Genomic DNA, 18,187 nt, shown 5'->3' with positions numbered 1-18,187 from the left:
CCCCACGTAGCGAAGCTGCGTGGCAGAAGTTCTTGCCAGTTACTTATGGCGCTTTTCAAGAAAGGCCTGGATGCCTTCCTGCGCATCGCGATGATTGAGACAATCGACGAAGTGCTGCTTCTCCGCCTCGAAGTGGCGCGACAGCGTATTGTCCCTGGCTTCGCGTGTCAGCAGCTTGATGCGCTCGACGGCGTGCGGTGACAATGCCGCCAATTTGTCCGCCCAGTCCAGTGCGGCATCCAGCACGCTGCTGTCCGGCACCAGCCGGTTGATGAGACCGAGCGATTGCAGGCGCGTAGCCTGTACAGGTCCGCCTTCGATCAGCATCTCGGTCGCCAACTGGCGCGGCAGTGATTGCATCAGGAACCACGATGCGCCGCCGTCCGGCGTCAGGCCGACCTTGACGTAGGACATCGCAAACTTCGCCGTATTGCCGGCCACGATCAGATCGCAGGCCAATGCCAATGAAAAACCTGCGCCGGCAGCTCCGCTCTCGACGGCGGCGATCACCGGTTTCGGGCAATCGCGTATCGCTTCGATCCAGCCACGCAAGCCATCGACCGCATCCATCTGTTCGCCCGTTCCTGCGGTGCGCAGATCGAGCAGCTTGTGCAGATCGCCGCCCGCGCAGAAGAACTGGTCAGCGCCTGTCAAAACGACGGCGCGTATCGAATCGTCGCGCTCGGCCGTGGACAGCACTTCGACTGCCGCGGCAAACATGTCGGGATGCAGCGCGTTCTTCGTGCCTGGATTCGAGATCGTGAGAATCAGTGTCGCGTTGTTGCGCGAGGCTTGGATTTCGGCGGACATGGTGTTCTGGCAAGGATGAAATTGCCACAGAATATACAGGAAGCGAGGCCTGTCGTCGGCATGGCGACCTGTGGATAGGACGAAACAATCTGCAAACAATTGTCAGATGCGCGACCTTTCCTTTGACGTGCGCCAAATTCTTCCTTCAAAATACGGCGCCGAATGGGCTTCGCTGCGGTAGTTTCTAATGCGGCCCTGGCATGCATTCGCACACTTTCCCCATGAGGCATCTATGGCACGCCCCGAAAAGGTTCGGCTAGGCGAAATCCTGGTTCAGCAAAAACTACTTTCAGAAGAACAGCTGGCCTTTTCGCTGGAAGAGCAGAAACGCACCGGCCGCAAGCTGGGGCGCGTGTTCGTGGAAAACGGCCTCGTCAGCGAAGAGCAGATTTCCCATGCCATCGCCCGGCAGCTGGATATTCCCTACATCAACATCAAGTTCTACAACCTGCATGCGGATACTGTGCGCATGGTGCCGGAAACGCTGGCGCGCCGTTTCCGTGCCATCGTGCTGGAAGATCGCGGCAACAGACTGCTGATCGGCATGGCCGATCCGACTGACCTCTTTGCCTACGATGAAATCGCACGCACGATCAAGCGCGATATCGAACTGGCCGTCGTCAACGAGAGCGAACTGCTGCACGCGATCGACCGCATCTATCGTCGTACCGAGGAAATCACCGATTTCGCGCGCGAACTGGAACAGGATCTCGGCGACGGCCATGTCGATTTCGGTGCGCAGACGCTGGCACCGGGGCTGGAAGAGGCGCCAGTGGTCAAGCTGCTGCAATCGGTGTTCGACGATGCGACACAGGTGCGCGCATCGGACATTCACATCGAACCGCAGGAGAGCCGCCTGCAGATTCGTTTCCGTATCGACGGTGTGTTGCATCTACAGACCGAGGCCGATATCAAGATCGCCGCGCCGCTCGCATTGCGCCTGAAGCTGATGTCCGATCTGGATATTTCGGAAAAGCGTCTGCCGCAGGATGGACGCTTCGTGATTCGCGTTCGGAATCATCAGATCGACGTGCGTATTTCCACGATGCCGACGCAATACGGCGAATCGGTCGTCATGCGTCTGCTGAACCAGGGTGGCAGCATGCTGATGCTGGATTCGATCGGCATGCCGGCCGAGATGGTCAAGCGCCTGCGTCGCATCATTCATCGTCCGAATGGACTGGTGCTGGTGACCGGCCCGACGGGCAGCGGCAAGACGACAACGCTCTATGGCGCGCTGGCCGAACTCAATACCGCCGAGCGCAAGCTGATCACAGTGGAAGATCCGGTGGAATACCGCCTGCCGGGCATCAATCAGGTGCAGATCAACGAAAAGATCGATCTCAGTTTTTCGCGCGTGCTGCGCTCAGCATTGCGTCAGGACCCGGATGTGGTGCTGGTGGGCGAGATGCGCGATCAGGAAACGGCGCAGATCGGCATGCGTGCCGCGCTGACCGGCCACCTCGTGCTGTCCACGCTGCACACCAACGATGCCATCAGCACGCCGATTCGTCTGCTCGACATGGGCGTGCCGTACTACATGGTGGCATCGTCACTGCAGGCGGTGCTGGCGCAGCGTCTGGTACGCATGATCTGCGAAAGCTGCATCACGGATTACGAACCGCTGCCGGCGGAGCGTGAATGGTTGCAGGCCGAACTGGGAGATGCTGTCGCATCGCATCGCTACAAGCACGGACGCGGCTGCACGCATTGCAATGGCACAGGTTATCGTGGCCGTACCGGCGTCTATGAAATGCTGGAAATGACATCGGCCGTTGCACATGCCGCCAACAGCGAAGACCACACCGACTTCATTCGCGTCGCACGCGAACAACTGGCGGGACAGACGTTGCGGCATCATGCCGTGTCGCTCGTCATCGAAGGCAAGACCACCATCAGCGAAGCCATGCGCATCACGAATCAGTTCGAAGATTGATTCCGATTCTTTCGCTCGACAAAAATGCCCGTTTCGACGGGCATTTTTGTTTTTGATTTCAGCGTGGGGATTGTTGTGGAAGATCGCTTCTGTTTCAACGTGAAGGATTTGCGGATCGAGAAGGTTGAATAAATTTGTAGAAATGACTGCTGAAGCGCCTGCGATTTTCGAGTCATCGTTTCGTCACAAAAGCGTCTCACAATTTCTTCGCAAGCAAATTATTTCCATGTGGAAATTAATTAGCACGAATAAATTTCCATGTGGAAATAAGTGATGCAAGAGGCCAACACTTTTAGGTTAATTATTGTTAAATGCCCTCTGGCAACATCGGTTTCTCCCTTACCCTCGCGCATGGAGAAATTTTAGGAATCGATGTGCCGTTTTTTGCGTACAAGGCGCGCAACGCGCGTGGCGAATTGCTGCAGGGTATTCTGGAAGGACCGGACAGCGGCGTCATTGCCGATCAACTGTTCAGTACCGGCATTACGCCGGTGGAAATCGTCCCCACCAAAAAGCCTGCAGGCGGTAATGCCGATTCCTGGTGGGGGAGATTGTTCGAGCCGAAGGTGCGTCCCATCGACGTGCAACTGTTCAGCCGCCAGATGTACACCTTGCTCAAAGCCGGCGTACCTATCATGCGCGGTCTGGCGGGATTGCAGGAATCGGCCATCAGCAAATCGTTTGCGCGCGTCGTCAAGGACCTGCGCGAATCGCTGGACGCAGGGCGTGAACTGTCCACGGCAATGCGCCGCCATCCCAAAGTTTTTTCATCGTTTTACCTGAGCATGGTGCGTGTCGGCGAAATGACCGGACGGTTGGAGGAAGTCTTCCTGCGACTGTTCGACTACATGGAATTCGACCGCGACATGCGTCAACGCGTGAAGAGCGCGTTGCGTTATCCGAGCTTCGTCGTGGCGGCGCTGGTCTTGGCCATGGTCATCATCAATATTTTCGTGATCCCGGCATTCGCCAAGGTCTATGCCGGCTTCAAGACCGAGCTGCCGTTCATGACCAAGCTGCTGATCGATACATCGAATTTCACCGTGCAGTACTGGCCGGTGATGCTGTCGATCGTGATCGGCGCGGGTGTCGTCTTCAAGCTCTATACGGATACTCCGCACGGAAAGTATCAGTGGGACAGATTCAAGCTGCGCCTGCCCATCGCCGGCAAGATCATGCTGAAGGGAACGCTGGCGCGATTTGCACGCAGCTTTGCGTTGTCGAGCAAGAGCGGCGTACCCATCGTGCAAGGCTTGAACGTGGTCGCGCAAACGGTCGACAACAGATACATCGCCACCCGCATCGAGCAGATGCGGGACGGCGTGGAGCGCGGTGAAAGCATCCTGCGCACGGCAGTCACGACGGGCGTCTTCACGCCGGTGGTGACGCAGATGATCGCCATCGGTGAGGAAACCGGCGAACTGGACAGCCTGATGGACGAGATCGCCGCGATGTACGAACGCGAAGTGGATTACGAATTGAAGACCTTGTCGGCGCAAATCGAGCCGATCCTGATCATCGGCCTCGGCATCCTGGTATTGATCCTGGCGCTTGGTGTGTTCCTGCCGATGTGGGATTTCGGCCGGGCGGCGTTGCACCAGTGAGGCAAGACGTGTCGATACGGCGGTGCAGACCCGCTGCGATATCGGGCGGCTTCACGTTGCTGGAACTGGTGATCGTGGTCTGCATCGTCAGTACGTTGGCAATTGTGCTGCTGGATCGGCTGCGGGTTTATCAGCGCATGGCGGAGAAGACGGCAGTGGAGCAGATGGTGGGAACGCTGCAGAGCGCGTTGAATTTGCGGTTTGCGTCATTGATCACGCAAGACCGATTGAAGGATACACCGATGCTGGCTGATCAGAATCCGATCGATTGGCTGGTGAAGAAGCCGGCCAATTATGCCGGGGAATTCTTCGGTACACCGGACGATGTGAAGGCAGGCCAGTGGTATTTCGATCTGAAGGATCGCGAGTTAGTTTACCTCGTCTCGAATCGCGGCGAAGTGGAGCGGGAAAAGAAGGAAACGCCGTATTTGCGGTTCAAGACAGAGCTGGTAAAGGGTAATGAGGATTTTCCAGGCAAGAGCGGATCGATCGCTGGAAAAACTGTAGAGGGTGTAGTGGTTACACAGATCGTTCCGTATGGATGGGAATAGCAGTTCAATTGTTTTTATTAAGGGAGCTTTAAATGAAAGTGCAATCTTTTTCGAAAAAACAGGCTGGTTTCACGTTGATCGAATTGGTCGTTGTAATCGTTATTCTGGGTATTCTGGCAGCGACGGCGATTCCGCGTTTTGCGGATATGAGCAAGCAAGCCAAAGAAGCGGCAGTTGACGGTATGGTCGGTGCGCTCCAATCGGCTACGGCTATTGCGCATGCCCAGGCGTTGTTGACCAACACTGTCGACGGCACGATTACGCTTGAAGGTCAGGATGTAACAGTGGCAAACGGCTACCCAGCCGCTAGCGCAGCTGGCATCGGAGCGGCGCTGTCAGCTTATGATGGTTTTACTGCTACTTATCCGAGTAGCGGCGCTGTATTCCAATTGACAAAGGAAAGCGCTACTGAGACAACCTGTTCTGCCAAATATGCGGCAGCTACTGTGGCATCAAGTGTTGTTACGCCGCCAGCTATCACGTCTGACAAGAGCGGTTGTAATTAAGATCAGGCCCGCACCTATACTCAGGTGCGGGCTTTCTTTTTCAACTAAAACGTGACGAAAAACACAGCTTTATCTAATGCCGGTTTTACCTTGATCGAACTCATCATGGTTTTGATCTTGGTAGGCATTCTGTCTGCTTTCGTTCTGCCTCGTTTTTTTGATCGTAATGTTTTTGATAGTCGTGCATTCGGTGACGAAGCACAGTCGATGGTGCGCTATGCACAAAAATTGGCTGTGGCTCGCAATGGAAAAATTTATGTCTGTATGACTTCGACAAGGGTATCTCTGGGAGTGAATGATTCCTGTATCCAAGAAGTTGTGATGCCATCCAGTAAGCCGGCGACCTTGTCGCATAGCGATTTATTTATTAGTCCGGTTACAACCTTTTATTTCGACGCATTGGGCAAGCCGTTCAGCACGGGCTCTTCTGCGTTTGAGACAACGCAGTTTGATTTAACGATAGATGGCGTGACGCAAAGTTTCTTTGTCGAGAAAGAAACAGGCTATGTTCATTAGTCGCCGCACATTTTCTTCTCAACAAACTTCATCCGGTTTCACTCTGGTGGAATTGATTATTTTTATCGTCATCGTCAGCACGGCTGTTCTGGGCATATTGATGGTGATGAACTTCACAACCGCCAACAGCGCCGATCCGCAGATACGTAAACAGGCGTTATCGATTGCGGAAGCGTTGATGGAAGAGGTTTCGCTGGTGCCATTCACCAATTGTGATGGAGCGGAGCCTTCCTGTGTGGAGAGCAATGGTGGAGTCGATGGAGGTGGAAGCGAGAGCAATCTCAATCGGCTTCAGATCAATTCTGGCAATTTCGTTGCAATCAACGATATCAACGGTAATCCGGTTGCTACCCTGAATGGCTATAGAGCGAAAGTAACTATCCAAAACGCAGCTCTTGATTCGATCGGTGCCAGCGATGCATTGCATATCACCGTGACGGTAGCGAACGGTTCGGAATCGATTCAACTGGATGGTTATCGTACCCGCTACATGCCGGAGACCGAGGAATGAGAGTAATCGGTCGCGATTACTTCGTATCGGTTTCACAGCGTGGCTTCACGCTGGTGGAAATGATCGTTGTCATCGTGATCACGGGTATCGTCGCCGCCGCAGTGGCGGTTTTCATTCGTGCGCCGGTGCAGGGATATGTCGATTTGGTCGCTCGCGCGGAACTGGCGGACGAGGCCGATACGGCTGTGCGCCGCATCTCGCGCGAAGTACGCCGCGCATTGCCGAACAGCGTGCGACTCACTTCTGCTGGCGGAAATAATTACCTGGAATTTCTGCTGACTAGTACCGGCGGGCGTTATCTGACCGATTCGGACGATACGGCGCTCGGAGGAAATGTACTCAGCTTTACGACTGCAAGCGATACAAGTTTCAGAGTGGTTGGTGCGTTGTCGACCAATCCTGAGCAGCAAATTCATGCAGGCAACTGGATTGTTGTCTACAACCTGGGGCCAGGACAAGATCCTGCCAATGCCTATTGCAGCGGTGCTTCCTGCAACAACCGCGCAGAAGTGAAGACTGATATTGTGCCCGCATCCCAGACGATTACGCTGACATCCAATCCATTCGCCCCGGCCCCGGCCAATCCTTCCGGTGGCTTCCGTTCTCCTGGCAATCGTTTTCAAGTGGTGTCGACGCCTGTGACCTATGAATGCAATCCGTCGGCACATACGCTGACCCGTTATTCGGGATACACGATCGGTGCGATACAACCGGTTCCGCCAACAGGCGGAACGGCGGCATTGCTGGCAAGCGGTGTGACAAGCTGCGATTTTTCCTATGACAACAGCGCTATCAATACGAGCCAGGCTTTGCTCGGGATTACGCTCGCGTTGGCACGTCCGGATACCAATAGCGGCACGATCACCCTGTTTCATCAGGTGCATGTGGATAACACGCCATGATGAAAAGAACATACATGCATGCAACGAAGATGCGCCGCGCTGAGTGCATGCGCGGATTCAGCCTCGTCAGCGCCATCTTCCTGCTGATCGTTCTGGCGGCATTGGGTGTGGCGATGGTGACGATTTCGACGACGCAGCATCAGAGTTCCAGCCTCGATATCGAAGGTGTGCGGGCGTATCAGGCTGCGAAGGCGGGAATCGAGTGGGGTGTTTATCAACGCTTAAGGAACAACAGTTGTGCTGTTTCATCCACGATTTCGGTGTCAGGATTTATGGTCACGGTTGCTTGCAATGTTGGTGAAGCGGATACAGCGGTGATTAAGGCAACGGCCTGCAATATGCCAGTGGCTAATGCCTGTGACGATCCGGGGCCAAATAATCCTGATTACGTTCGTCGTGTAATGGAGGTGCGGTTGTGAACGTAACGATCCGCTTCCTATTCCGTTTTGTACTGTTACTGCTACTTGCCGTAACAGTAACGAGTAGCGCATATGCGGAATCGACGGGCATCCACTATGCCAATATCTGCGTCAATGCAGGCAGCGGTAGAACCTGGAGTATCCCAAACGGTGGGCTCAATGGAACGGGTAGCGAAAATGCCACGGTAACTCCTGATAGCGATGATGATCCGACCAAGGAATTGCAGTGTAGAAATGCCGGTTTTAACATTCCCAACGGCGCAGTCATCAATAGCATTACTGTCGAGATAAGAAGACGTTCGAGCAGCGAGCCTGATAACGGGGATCGTGCGCGTGACCTGCAAGTGCGTTTGTTTGAAGGCAGTTTGGAAAGCATCAATAAAGCCAGCAATAGCCAGTATCCCTCAAGCTATGGAACGGCAACGTATACCTGGTCCGGTAGTGAGTTGTCGTCGTCATGGACTGCCCAAAGGATCAATAGCAGTGGATTCGGCGTAATCTTCCAGAGCCGGTTTCGTGACAATGACGATCGTATCCGTGTTGATTACATCCGTATTACGATCGACTACACGCTACCCGGTCCGACGGTCGTTTCCATTACGCGTGCCGGCATCAATCCCACCAGCGCATCCAGCGTAGATTGGCGAGTCACATTCAGCGAGAAGGTGACTGGTGTCTCACCATCGAATTTTTCCCTGGCTCGCAGTGGCTTGAGCGGGGCAGCAAACGTGACGGCAGTTGTGGATGAGGGCGATGGTATCAACTGGCTGGTGACGGCAACGACCGGAACGGTGACCGGCGCAACGGGAACGATTCGTCTGGACATGCAGTCGGGTTCGAGCGTCACGAATCAGGCCGGTTATCAACTGACCGGATTGCCGGTACAGGGGGGAACCTACACGATCGACCCGAATGCGGCGACAGAATGCTACATCGACGATTTCGATCGCCCGAACGGTGCCCCGGGAGCCAACTGGTCTGTCGGACATGAGAGCGGAAGCTTCGGCGATCCGCGTATCGTCAGTGGCCGTTTGCGCCTGACGGATAATTCGACCCAAGCCTCAACCTTTGCGACATTGCAGCGCATTTTTCCCGGCGCAGGCAACAAGATCGTCGTGGAATTCAATCACTATGCCTACGGCGGCAATGGTGCGGACGGTATTGCAATGGTGCTGTCGGATGCCTCCAAGCCGCCTATTGCCGGTGCGTTCGGTGGGTCGTTGGGTTATGCACCCAAGCGAACATCGGCCGGAGGAGATACGACGCACGCGGGTTTTTCCGGCGGCTGGCTGGGTGTGGCGCTGGACGAATTCGGTAATTTTTCCAATCCTACCGAGGGACGTTCCGGCGGGCCGGGACAAAGACCCGACGCCGTTACGATTCGCGGTTCAGGCCAGGATTTTGACGGATACGAGTATCTGAGAACTACCGGTTCATTGGGTACTGGTATCGATACATCTTCTTCCAATCCCGGACCAGGATACCGATATCGCATCACTGTGGATCACAGCGACAGCGTACATGCCTATACGAAGGTGGAGCGTGATACCAGCGGCAGTGGCACTAACTATGCAACGCTGATCTCGTCCTTCGATGCCAAGGCGCAGCCAGGGCAGGCTGCGGTACCCACGAATTGGAGCTTGTCGTTCACCGGCTCCACAGGCGGCAACAGCAACATCCACGAGTTCACGCATCTGCAGGTGTGTTCCGTGACGCTGGAACGTCTGCATCACATCGAACTCGATCATCCGACTACATCCTGCGGTGCCGCTCCGGTGACGGTCAAGGCTTGTGCCAATGCGGATTGCTCCAGCCTGTACGTGGGTAAGGTGACAGTCAATCTTTCCAATGTCACATCCAACGGCACATCGAGCTGGTCGTCCGGCAATCTGCTGACTTTTTCCAACGGGCAGACGCAGGTGACTTTGAGCCAGAGCAGCCCAGTCAACGCAACGGTCAATATCGGCGGCAGCACGGCTACTTCGCCTGCGGCGACCAACAATGCAGTCTGCATGGACGGCAGCGGCAATGCGACGAATTGCGTCGTGCATTTCTCATCGGCCTGCTCGTTCGACGTGGTAGAGCCAGGTAAGGCGCCGGGTTCGCCGATCTATACGAAACTCGTCGGCCAGCCGTTCAGCCTGGATCTGCGGCCGAGCGATGCGAGCGGTAATCCGGCACCGTATAACGGCAATGTGACGGTGAGTCTCGTCGATCAGGATGCATCTACAGGAGGACAGTGCAGTAATACGACTGCAGGCATCACGCCGGAATCGGCATCGATTACGTTCAATAACGAATCGGTCAAGACGGTGAATTTCACGCTTAACAAGGCGCAGAAGAATGTACGCGTGCGGGTGATTGCCGGTGCGGGTGGAAGCGCCTTGCCGAGCTGTTCGCGCGACAATTTTGCGATACGGCCGCAATCCTTCCAATTGACGACGCCCACAATCGCGGACTGCACAGGGCCGACATCATGCAGTGCTTCTTATCCGGCTGGTGAGTCTTTCTATGTCGACGCTACACCAACACCAGTGCCGACAGGTTATGCAGGTACGCCGGTTTTTGATGAGACCAAGGTGCGCGACCACACTGGTGCTAATTTGCAGTCGTCGGATATGTTGGCAGGAACCTTTGGGGCGGCCGCTGCCAATGGCGTTGCATCAGGAACTTTCAAATACGACGATGTTGGAAGTATTGCTTTCCTCACGGGTGCAGTAATCGATGCGGTATTTACGAATGTGGATCAGGTGACAGGGACGGCCGGGAACGTGGTACACGACAACGAAGGAGATTGCATTCCCGGTTCTGCAACGAATACGAAAACCAACGGGAAATACGGCTGCTTGATCGGCAACGATGAAACTGCTCCGAAAGGAAGATTCAGGCCGCATCACTATGCTGTAGAAGCATCCCTTACAGCCGCTTGCACACCTGGTGCGCCAGCGCAATCTTTCACTTACATGGACCAATCCATGCAGGTGGCATTGTCTGCGAAGGCACTGAGTCGTAATGATGTTGTGTTGTCCCGTTACACGCCAGTTGCATCAGGCACGCAATTTCCGCAGTTGGCGACCCTCGCAATATCCGGAGTAGATACGGATGGTATCGACAGGATCGTGCGTTTTGTTCCTGCATTGCCGCCACGTGTCTGGACGGAAGGGCAATACAGCGGAAGCGGTACATATCAATTTTCCAGGGAAAGCACACCTGACGGCTCATACGAGAATTTCAGATTGAGTGTGAGCATCGCCGATCCGGATGGTGTCAGGATTACTCAACATAACAGTACGACGGTCGATGCTACGCAGGTCTTTTCCCTGCCGACCATCATCCGATTCGGCCGTCTGAAATTACTGAATGCGAACGGGGCACCGCAGAACACGCTGTCGATACCGATGCGGGTGGAGTACTGGGACAAGACCAGAGGCTTCATCACCAATACGGATGACAGTTGCACGACGCTTCTGCCGGCGAACGTCAAGACGACTCCTGGCGCCACCTTGAACATTTTCAACATTTCAAAAGGTGTTGGTTCTATTGCACTGAACAAGCCGACAACGCCGGGTAAAACCAGCATTGATATATGTACCGATCTGGCCGGTGACAACACGCCAGGAACGATTTGTACTGCCACGACATCCGCAGGAAAACCGTGGCTCCAGGGAGCATGGGGCGGCCCGAATTACGATGACGATCCGACAGCAAGAGCAACCTTCGGTGTCTTCAAAAGCGGTCCGATTATTTACCTTCGTGAGCTTTATTAGTTCACCAAAATTCACAATGCGTTGTTAATTGATTTTGTCTCCCGAGTCGTCGGGCAAATTGATTGACATCAATAATTTAATCACCTAATTTCACGCAGTTCTCGACAAAGATGCCGGTATGAGTTGGTTCCAAAAGAAAAAGAAAACAGCTGGGAGGCTGGTTGTTTCGATACAGGCAGATGATATTTGCATCGCCAGTATCGGCAATGCATCTGCGGAACGGCCGACCGTTGAAATCGCCGCGACGCACGCACTGAAGGGCGCGCAATCGGCAGCGGATCTGTTGGCGAAAATCGCCAAGGAACTGCGTGCCGAATACGATTGCATAAACTTGCTCTGCGGCGACGAATATCAATTGTTGTCGGTCGAGGCGCCAAACGTTCCTGCAGATGAGTTGAAGACGGCGATTCGCTGGCGCCTGAAGGACATGCTCGATTTTCATATCGACGATGCAACCATCGACGTGCTGGACGTGCCGCGCGACAGGAATGCAGGCAATCGCAATCATTCTATGTATGCGGTCGCGGCACGCAATCAGTTGATCGAACAGCGCCAGGCGTTGTTCAGCGATGCGCGCATGTCCTTGAGTGTCATCGACATTCCTGAAATGGCACAGCGCAATATCGCGAAGCTGCTCGAACCGGAAGGACGTGGCATTGCCATGCTGTCGTTCGATGCGCAGGGCGGATTGCTGACGATGACATGCGACGGCGAACTATATCTGTCGCGCCGCATCGATATTCCGTTTGCGCAGTTGGAGCAGGGCAGCGAAGAAGACCGCAATGCCTGCTACGGACGCGTGACGCTGGAATTGCAGCGTTCGCTCGATCACTTCGATCGTCAGTATCACACCATCACGCTGGCCAAACTGGTGTTGGCGCCGTTGAGCGGTGTGGCGACAGGCTTGTCGGCCTATCTGTCCGAAAATCTGTACATCCCTGTCGAGCCCCTCGATCTGGCAAGCGTGTTCGATATGGAGAAAGCGCCGGATCTGAAATCAGTGGAGATGCAGCAGCGCTATTTCATGGTGCTGGGTGCAGCGCTACGGCGTGAAGAGGCGGTGCTATGAGCCAGCAGATCAATCTCTTCAATCCGATCTTCCTGAAACAGGAGAAGCATTTTTCCGCGCTGACGATGGTGCAGGGGCTGGGCATCATCCTGGTCGGCGCATTGCTGTTGACGGCTTACTCGATTTTCCAGTTGTCGAAACTGGAAAAGGAACAGGCGGCGACGGCAGGCAGATTGCAGCAGGCGCAGAATCAACTTGCTCGCGTGACGACCGCCTACGCGGTCAAGGGCAAGGATGCGGAACTGGATGCCCGCTTGCTGCGAAAGCAAGCCGAAGTGCAGTCGTTGCAGCAGGTGGCTGATCTGCTGGAAAAGGGCGAGTTCGGCAACACCGTCGGTTATGCGGATTACATGACGGCCTTTGCGCGCCAGATCGGCAGCGGCATCTGGCTGACGGGCTTCACGATACAGGGCGTAAGCGATATCGCGATTCGCGGCAATACCTTGCGTCCCGAACTGGTGCCAGCCTATCTGTCGCGCCTGAAGACGGAGCCGGTGATGCAAGGCGCATCCTTCTCGACGCTGGAAATGCAATTGCCCAAGCCTGATAGCAAGTCAGCGGCAGCGCCGGACGAGATACCGAAAGCAGCTTCCTATATCGAATTCAGCCTGCATTCATCCGGCATCAAGGCGGCAGCGGAAGGAGGCCGGCAATGAAACAGACCTGGCAGAAACTGGCGCTCAGGATCGATGCGCTGACCTTGCGCGAGCGGGCGATCATCTTCGCCGTCGCGGTGCTGATCTTGATCACGCTGATCAATGCGGTGCTGCTCGATCCGCAATATGCGAAGCAGGCGAAGCTGTCGCAGCAGATTCGACAGCAGCAGGCACAGATCGCGGATATCCAGAACCAGATCCAGCAGCGCGTCAAATTGCAGGAGAACGATCCGAACCAGGAGGCGCGTGCGCAACTGGAAGCATTGACGCAGCGCGCGCAAGACATGCGCGATTCACTGGGCAGCCTGCAGCAGCAACTGGTGTCGCCGGACAAGATCGCCGATCTGCTGGAGAGCGTGCTGAAGAAGAACGACAAGCTGCAACTCGTCTCGCTGAAGTCGCTGCCGGTGACGCGACTGAACGAATCGGTAGAGGAAATCCAGTCGCGGCAGCAGAAGAGCGGCCAGCAGGGAGCGACGACCTCGGCATCAGGTAGTACAGGCGCATCCGGCGAGGATGTCGATGCGGTCTACAAGCACACGGTGGAATTGACGGTGCAGGGCGGTTATCTCGACATGCTGGCCTATGTGAAGTCGCTGGAAAAAATGCCGTGGCGCGTGTTCTGGGAAAACGCGCAACTCAAGGCCGATGGCGATCAGCCGGCGACGCTGACGTTGACGCTCTTTACATTGAGTCTGGACAAGAAATGGCTGAATCTGTGACGCGGCATTGGCGCGCATGCGCATTGGCGGCCGGCCTGATCGGCCTGCTGGGAGCAACGGTTGCGCAGGCGCAGTTGCGCGATCCGACACGTCCGCCCGAGCAATGGATGCCGGGCGGCGATGCAGAACCAACCGGCGGACCGGTGCTGCAGTCGGTACTGCTGTCGCCCAAACGCAAGATCGCCGTCATCAGCGGTCAGGCTCTCGCACTCGGCGAGCGCTATGGCGATGCGACGCTGGTGCGGCTAACCGAAAGCGAGGCTGTCCTACGGTACGACAGCAAATCTGGCAGTGAATCCCAGACGTTGAAACTTTTCCCAAGCATTGGAAAACGGCCGGCATCCGATTCAAGGAATCGGCATCCCGACAATCGGAAATGAGAAGGTAGCAAGCGTGCAAAAATTATCCCTAGCCATTCTGGTCCTTTGTCTCGCCGGTTGCGCGGCGCCGACTTCCAAGAAGGAAACCTACAACCTGATCAACGCGGAAATGGAAAAAGCCGCGCAGACGGTAGCGCAGCCGGCCAAGCCGGACGCGGTATCCGCCGCGCTGCTGCCGCCGTTGAATATCGAGATGCCCAAGCCGAAAGCGCCGCTGGAAGAGCGTTTCAGCCTGGCGTTCAACAACGTGCCGGCTGCGCAGTTCTTCAATGCGATCGTGACCGGCACGCGCTACAACATGCTGGTACATCCGGAGGTGACGGGAACCATCTCGGCCAACCTGAAGGACGTGACGCTGTTCGAGGCGCTGGATGCGATCAAGGAACTCTACGGCTACGACTATTCGCTCGAAGGAAACCGCATCGTCATCAAGCCGTTGACGATGCAGACCAGTATTTTCCGCGTCAACTATCTGACGGGTAACCGCAAGGGCGTTTCCGAAACCAGCGTCATCTCCGGTTCGTTGAATGCAAGCCAGACCAATGGCAACGTCGGCGGCACGAATAACAACTACGGCGGCAGCAACAATAACAACGGCAATCGTTCCGGCCAGACGTTCTCGCCGATCGAAAGCAGCCGCGTCAGCACCACGACGCAGAGCGATTTCTGGTCGGACCTGAAGATCGCACTGGATGCGATCATCGGCAGCGGCCGCGATGGCCGCAGCGTGGTCATCAGTCCGCAGTCCGGCGTGATCGTCGTACGTGCGATGCCGGAAGAATTGCGTAATGTCTCGACCTATCTGAAGGCGACGCAGTTGTCGGTCGATCGGCAGGTGATTCTGGAAGCGAAGATTCTGGAAGTCTCATTGAGTGACGGTTATCAGACCGGCATCAACTGGTCTGCGCTGCATGGCAATACACGTATTTCAGGAGGCTTTGCGACTACAGGTCAGGGCGCGTCGATCAGCAATCAGATCGGCAGCCTTCCTTCTACCGGCCTGACCGACAGCGCAGTCACGGGTAACGGCTTCTTCGGTCTGGCGCTGCAGGCACGCAATTTTGCCGGTTTGATTTCCTTCCTCGAATCGCAGGGCGACGTGCATGTGCTGTCCAGCCCGCGCATCGCGACGCTGAACAACCAGAAGGCCGTGTTGAAAGTCGGCACCGACGATTTCTTCGTCACCAACGTCAGCAACAACATCAATACGTCGGTCTCCGGTGCAGCGACGACGTCGACGCCGAACGTCACGCTGCAGCCGTTCTTCTCTGGCGTGGTGCTGGACGTCACGCCGCAGATCGACGAAGAGGGCAACATCATCCTGCACATCCATCCGTCGGTAACGGACGTGCAGACGGTGGAGCGCGTCATCGATCTCGGTACGCAGGGCAACGTGCAGAACGTTCTGAAGCTGCCATTGGCAAGCAGCAGCACGTCCGAAACGGATAGCGTGGTGCGTGCGCAGGACGGCAACATCATCGCGCTCGGCGGCCTGATGCGTCAGCGTACCGTCAGCGGCCGCGATCAGGTGCCGGTGGCAGGCGATGTGCCGCTCCTGGGCAATTTCGTCAAGAACATCAATCAGGTGACGGAGAAGCGCGAACTCGTCATCCTGCTGAAACCGACGGTGATCCAGAACGAAGCCAGCTGGGCACAGGACGTGCTCGATTCGCAGAAGCGGCTGCAATCGATGGCACCGCGAAGCAAGTCCTGGGAATGATTCTGCATGTATGAGCAGCACTTCGGTCTGAAGGAGCTTCCGTTCGGCATTACGCCCGACACCGGATTTTTCTTCGCCTGTCCGACATACCAGCAGGCGCTGAATACGCTGCTGATCGCTGCGCATAGCGGCGAGGGCTTCATCAAGATCACCGGCGAAGTCGGCACCGGCAAGACGCTGTTGTGCCGCAAGTTTCTGTCATCACTGGATGACGGATTCGTCACCGCTTACATTCCGAATCCCTATCTGGAACCGCGCAGCCTGATGCTGGCGCTGGCCGATGAATTGGAGCTGGTTTTGGAGAAGGACGTCGACCAGCACCAGTTGCTGAAGGCAATCAACCATCATCTGCTGAAGCTGGCGCGCGATGGCAAGCGCGTCCTGTTGTGTCTGGACGAAGCCCAGGCGATGCCGCTGGAAAGCTTGGAAGCGCTGCGCCTGCTGACCAATCTGGAAACCGAAAAGCGCAAGCTGCTGCAGATCGTGCTGTTCGGGCAACCCGAGTTGGATGTGAAGCTGAAGCAGCAGGCCATACGCCAGCTGGCGCAGCGCATCACGTTTCATTATCGTCTGCGGGCACTGTCGCGCGACGATCTGGATTTTTACGTGGCGCATCGCCTGAAGATCGCAGGTCATGCAGGTGGACGTGTGTTCGCCGCCGATGCCGTTCGTGCGCTGCATGCGGCCAGCGGTGGCATTCCGCGACTGGCCAACATTCTTGCCCACAAGTCGCTGATGCTCGCTTACGGAGAAGGGCGGCATGGTTTGAAGGCGCGCCATGTTCGCGCAGCCGCACAGGATACCGAAGCGTCGCGTCGCGTGGCGCCGCCTTGGATGCCGTGGCTTGCGGGAGTTTCCTTACTGATGATCGTATCCGGCGCAGCCTGGACCTATTTGCAATGAGCATTATCAACAAGATGTTGCAGGAGCTGGAACAGCGCCAGGCAGAAGAATCCGATACGCGCGTATTGCCGGGGCAACTAAAGGCTGCGCCGCAGGCACGTAGCCGGCATGCGGGCTGGCTGGCCGCCGCGGTTCTGGCACTTCTGCTGGCTGGTGTGCTTGCGTGGTTGTGGCTCAAGCCTGCTTCTGCGCCTGCAACTATGCCTGCGTCCATCTCTGCAAAGCCAACCGATGCACCGCCGACGCAGCAACTGGCATTGAAGATCGCGCCGACGATGCCGATGGCAGAACCGGAAGCGCCGGAGCCGGCAACGGTTGAGACGCCGATGCCTTCGACCGAGGAAGCATCGGCAGCAAAAATGGAAAAGAAGGAAGAGAAGCCGGCTGGCAGGAGCGAAGCGGTTGCCGCGCCGGCTTCTGTAACACCTGCTGTTGTCGTCGATGACAAGATCGTCGGCAAGACTGAGCGGCCGCAACCTGCGCATCCCGCAACGGTAGAGCGCAATGCGCCGCAACCGACCAAGACATCGCCGAAACCTGCCGTGCCGCCGCAGGTGACGACACAAACGGTTTCGACACAGCAGACAGCATCCGACGTGCCTGTCGTGCTGGACAAGCAGGTCCGGCCATTGACGCCGCAGCAGCGCGCGGAAAACGACTATCGCCGCGCGGCGAGCATGGCGGAACAAGGGCGTGCGGCGGAAGCGACGGCATTGCTGGAGCAGGTGTTGCAGGAAGTGCCTGCACACGCCGGCGCACGCCAGACGCTGATCGCGTTACTGCTGAAGGCAGGACGGCAGGAAGAAGCGATGCGGCGCGCGAAGGAAGGATTGGACATCGATGTACGGCAGCCGGGGCTGGCGATGATTCTGGCGCGCTTGCAGGTGGAGAAGGGCAGCAGCGGACAGCAGGCTGCCATCGCCACACTGCAGAACAGTCTGCCTTATGCGACCGATCAACCCGACTATCGGGCTTTTCTGGCGGCGCTGCTGCAGCGCGAAGGACGACAGAAGGAAGCGATCGAGCAATATCTGCTGGCCGTACGCGCCGTGCCGCAGAACGGTATCTGGTGGATGGGATTGGGAATTTCTCTGCAGGCGGACGGCCGTGCGGAAGAGGCACGCGAGGCATTTTCCCGCGCGCGTGAAACCGGTTCGCTATCGCCCGAGTTACGCGCTTTCGTGGAACAGAAGCTGAAGCAGTTGCACTAAATAT

The 18,187-nt window shown here is 56.3% G+C and carries 17 protein-coding genes; 16 read left to right on the top strand and 1 reads right to left on the bottom strand.

What is annotated here, in order from left to right; all coding sequences use genetic code 11:
* Positions 1 to 39: 39 nt before the first annotated feature.
* The gene (locus ACO1VH_RS01610; RefSeq protein ID WP_486241930.1) at positions 40 to 810 is read right to left on the bottom strand and encodes an oxepin-CoA hydrolase, alternative type; all 771 of its coding nucleotides are present in this window, start codon (positions 808 to 810) and stop codon (positions 40 to 42) included.
* A gap of 232 nt (positions 811 to 1,042) precedes the next feature.
* On the opposite strand from ACO1VH_RS01610, the gene ACO1VH_RS01605 reads away from it, so the two are divergent.
* The 16 genes from ACO1VH_RS01605 to ACO1VH_RS01530 all read left to right on the top strand — a co-directional run bounded on the left by ACO1VH_RS01605 (position 1,043) and on the right by ACO1VH_RS01530 (position 18,183).
* Positions 1,043 to 2,746, top strand: a complete 1,704-nt coding sequence (locus tag ACO1VH_RS01605) for a GspE/PulE family protein (protein ID WP_486241929.1) — start codon at positions 1,043 to 1,045, stop codon at positions 2,744 to 2,746.
* A gap of 374 nt (positions 2,747 to 3,120) precedes the next feature.
* Entirely contained in the window at positions 3,121 to 4,350 is a 1,230-nt protein-coding gene (locus tag ACO1VH_RS01600; RefSeq protein ID WP_486241927.1) for a type II secretion system F family protein, read from the top strand.
* A gap of 56 nt (positions 4,351 to 4,406) precedes the next feature.
* Positions 4,407 to 4,901, top strand: coding sequence for a hypothetical protein (locus ACO1VH_RS01595; protein ID WP_486241926.1), 495 nt, complete (start codon positions 4,407 to 4,409; stop codon positions 4,899 to 4,901).
* Positions 4,902 to 4,933: 32 nt separating this feature from the next.
* Positions 4,934 to 5,407: a prepilin-type N-terminal cleavage/methylation domain-containing protein gene (locus tag ACO1VH_RS01590; RefSeq protein ID WP_486241924.1), complete on the top strand. Its 474-nt coding sequence runs from the start codon at positions 4,934 to 4,936 to the stop codon at positions 5,405 to 5,407.
* 51 nt (positions 5,408 to 5,458) lie between these two features.
* Positions 5,459 to 5,923 carry a pilus assembly FimT family protein gene (locus tag ACO1VH_RS01585; protein ID WP_486241923.1) on the top strand — a complete coding sequence of 155 codons (465 nt, stop codon included), beginning with the start codon at positions 5,459 to 5,461 and terminating at the stop codon, positions 5,921 to 5,923.
* Positions 5,913 to 6,434, top strand: coding sequence for a type IV pilus modification PilV family protein (locus tag ACO1VH_RS01580; protein WP_486241921.1), 522 nt, complete (start codon positions 5,913 to 5,915; stop codon positions 6,432 to 6,434). Before ACO1VH_RS01585 ends, ACO1VH_RS01580 begins: the two co-directional genes overlap by 11 nt.
* A complete protein-coding gene (locus tag ACO1VH_RS01575; RefSeq protein WP_486241919.1) occupies positions 6,431 to 7,336 on the top strand; it encodes a prepilin-type N-terminal cleavage/methylation domain-containing protein in 906 nt (301 codons plus the stop codon). The genes ACO1VH_RS01580 and ACO1VH_RS01575 overlap by 4 nt, the downstream gene beginning before the upstream one ends.
* Before the next feature lie 14 nt (positions 7,337 to 7,350).
* Positions 7,351 to 7,755, top strand: coding sequence for a pilus assembly PilX N-terminal domain-containing protein (locus ACO1VH_RS01570; RefSeq protein ID WP_486241918.1), 405 nt, complete (start codon positions 7,351 to 7,353; stop codon positions 7,753 to 7,755).
* Complete coding sequence (locus tag ACO1VH_RS01565) at positions 7,752 to 11,522, top strand: DUF6701 domain-containing protein (RefSeq protein ID WP_486241917.1); 3,771 nt, start codon at positions 7,752 to 7,754, stop codon at positions 11,520 to 11,522. Before ACO1VH_RS01570 ends, ACO1VH_RS01565 begins: the two co-directional genes overlap by 4 nt.
* 118 nt (positions 11,523 to 11,640) lie before the next feature.
* Positions 11,641 to 12,591: a type IV pilus biogenesis protein PilM gene (gene pilM, locus ACO1VH_RS01560; protein WP_486241915.1), complete on the top strand. Its 951-nt coding sequence runs from the start codon at positions 11,641 to 11,643 to the stop codon at positions 12,589 to 12,591.
* Entirely contained in the window at positions 12,588 to 13,247 is a 660-nt protein-coding gene (locus ACO1VH_RS01555) for a PilN domain-containing protein (RefSeq protein WP_486241913.1), read from the top strand. The genes pilM and ACO1VH_RS01555 overlap by 4 nt, the downstream gene beginning before the upstream one ends.
* On the top strand, positions 13,244 to 13,969 hold the full coding sequence (gspM, locus tag ACO1VH_RS01550; RefSeq protein ID WP_486241911.1) for a type II secretion system protein GspM: 726 nt from the start codon (positions 13,244 to 13,246) through the stop codon (positions 13,967 to 13,969). Before ACO1VH_RS01555 ends, gspM begins: the two co-directional genes overlap by 4 nt.
* A complete protein-coding gene (locus ACO1VH_RS01545) occupies positions 13,954 to 14,349 on the top strand; it encodes a hypothetical protein (RefSeq protein WP_486241910.1) in 396 nt (131 codons plus the stop codon). The genes gspM and ACO1VH_RS01545 overlap by 16 nt, the downstream gene beginning before the upstream one ends.
* A 13-nt stretch (positions 14,350 to 14,362) precedes the next feature.
* Entirely contained in the window at positions 14,363 to 16,069 is a 1,707-nt protein-coding gene (mshL, locus tag ACO1VH_RS01540; RefSeq protein WP_486241908.1) for a pilus (MSHA type) biogenesis protein MshL, read from the top strand.
* A gap of 6 nt (positions 16,070 to 16,075) precedes the next feature.
* Positions 16,076 to 16,972, top strand: coding sequence for an ExeA family protein (locus ACO1VH_RS01535; RefSeq protein WP_486241906.1), 897 nt, complete (start codon positions 16,076 to 16,078; stop codon positions 16,970 to 16,972).
* Positions 16,969 to 18,183, top strand: coding sequence for a tetratricopeptide repeat protein (locus tag ACO1VH_RS01530; protein ID WP_486241905.1), 1,215 nt, complete (start codon positions 16,969 to 16,971; stop codon positions 18,181 to 18,183). Before ACO1VH_RS01535 ends, ACO1VH_RS01530 begins: the two co-directional genes overlap by 4 nt.
* Positions 18,184 to 18,187 lie beyond the last annotated feature (4 nt).

The organism is Oxalicibacterium sp. (genome assembly GCF_057353965.1).
The sequence above is the reverse complement of the archived record's forward strand: the minus strand, read 5'-3'. Positions and strand labels throughout refer to the sequence as shown.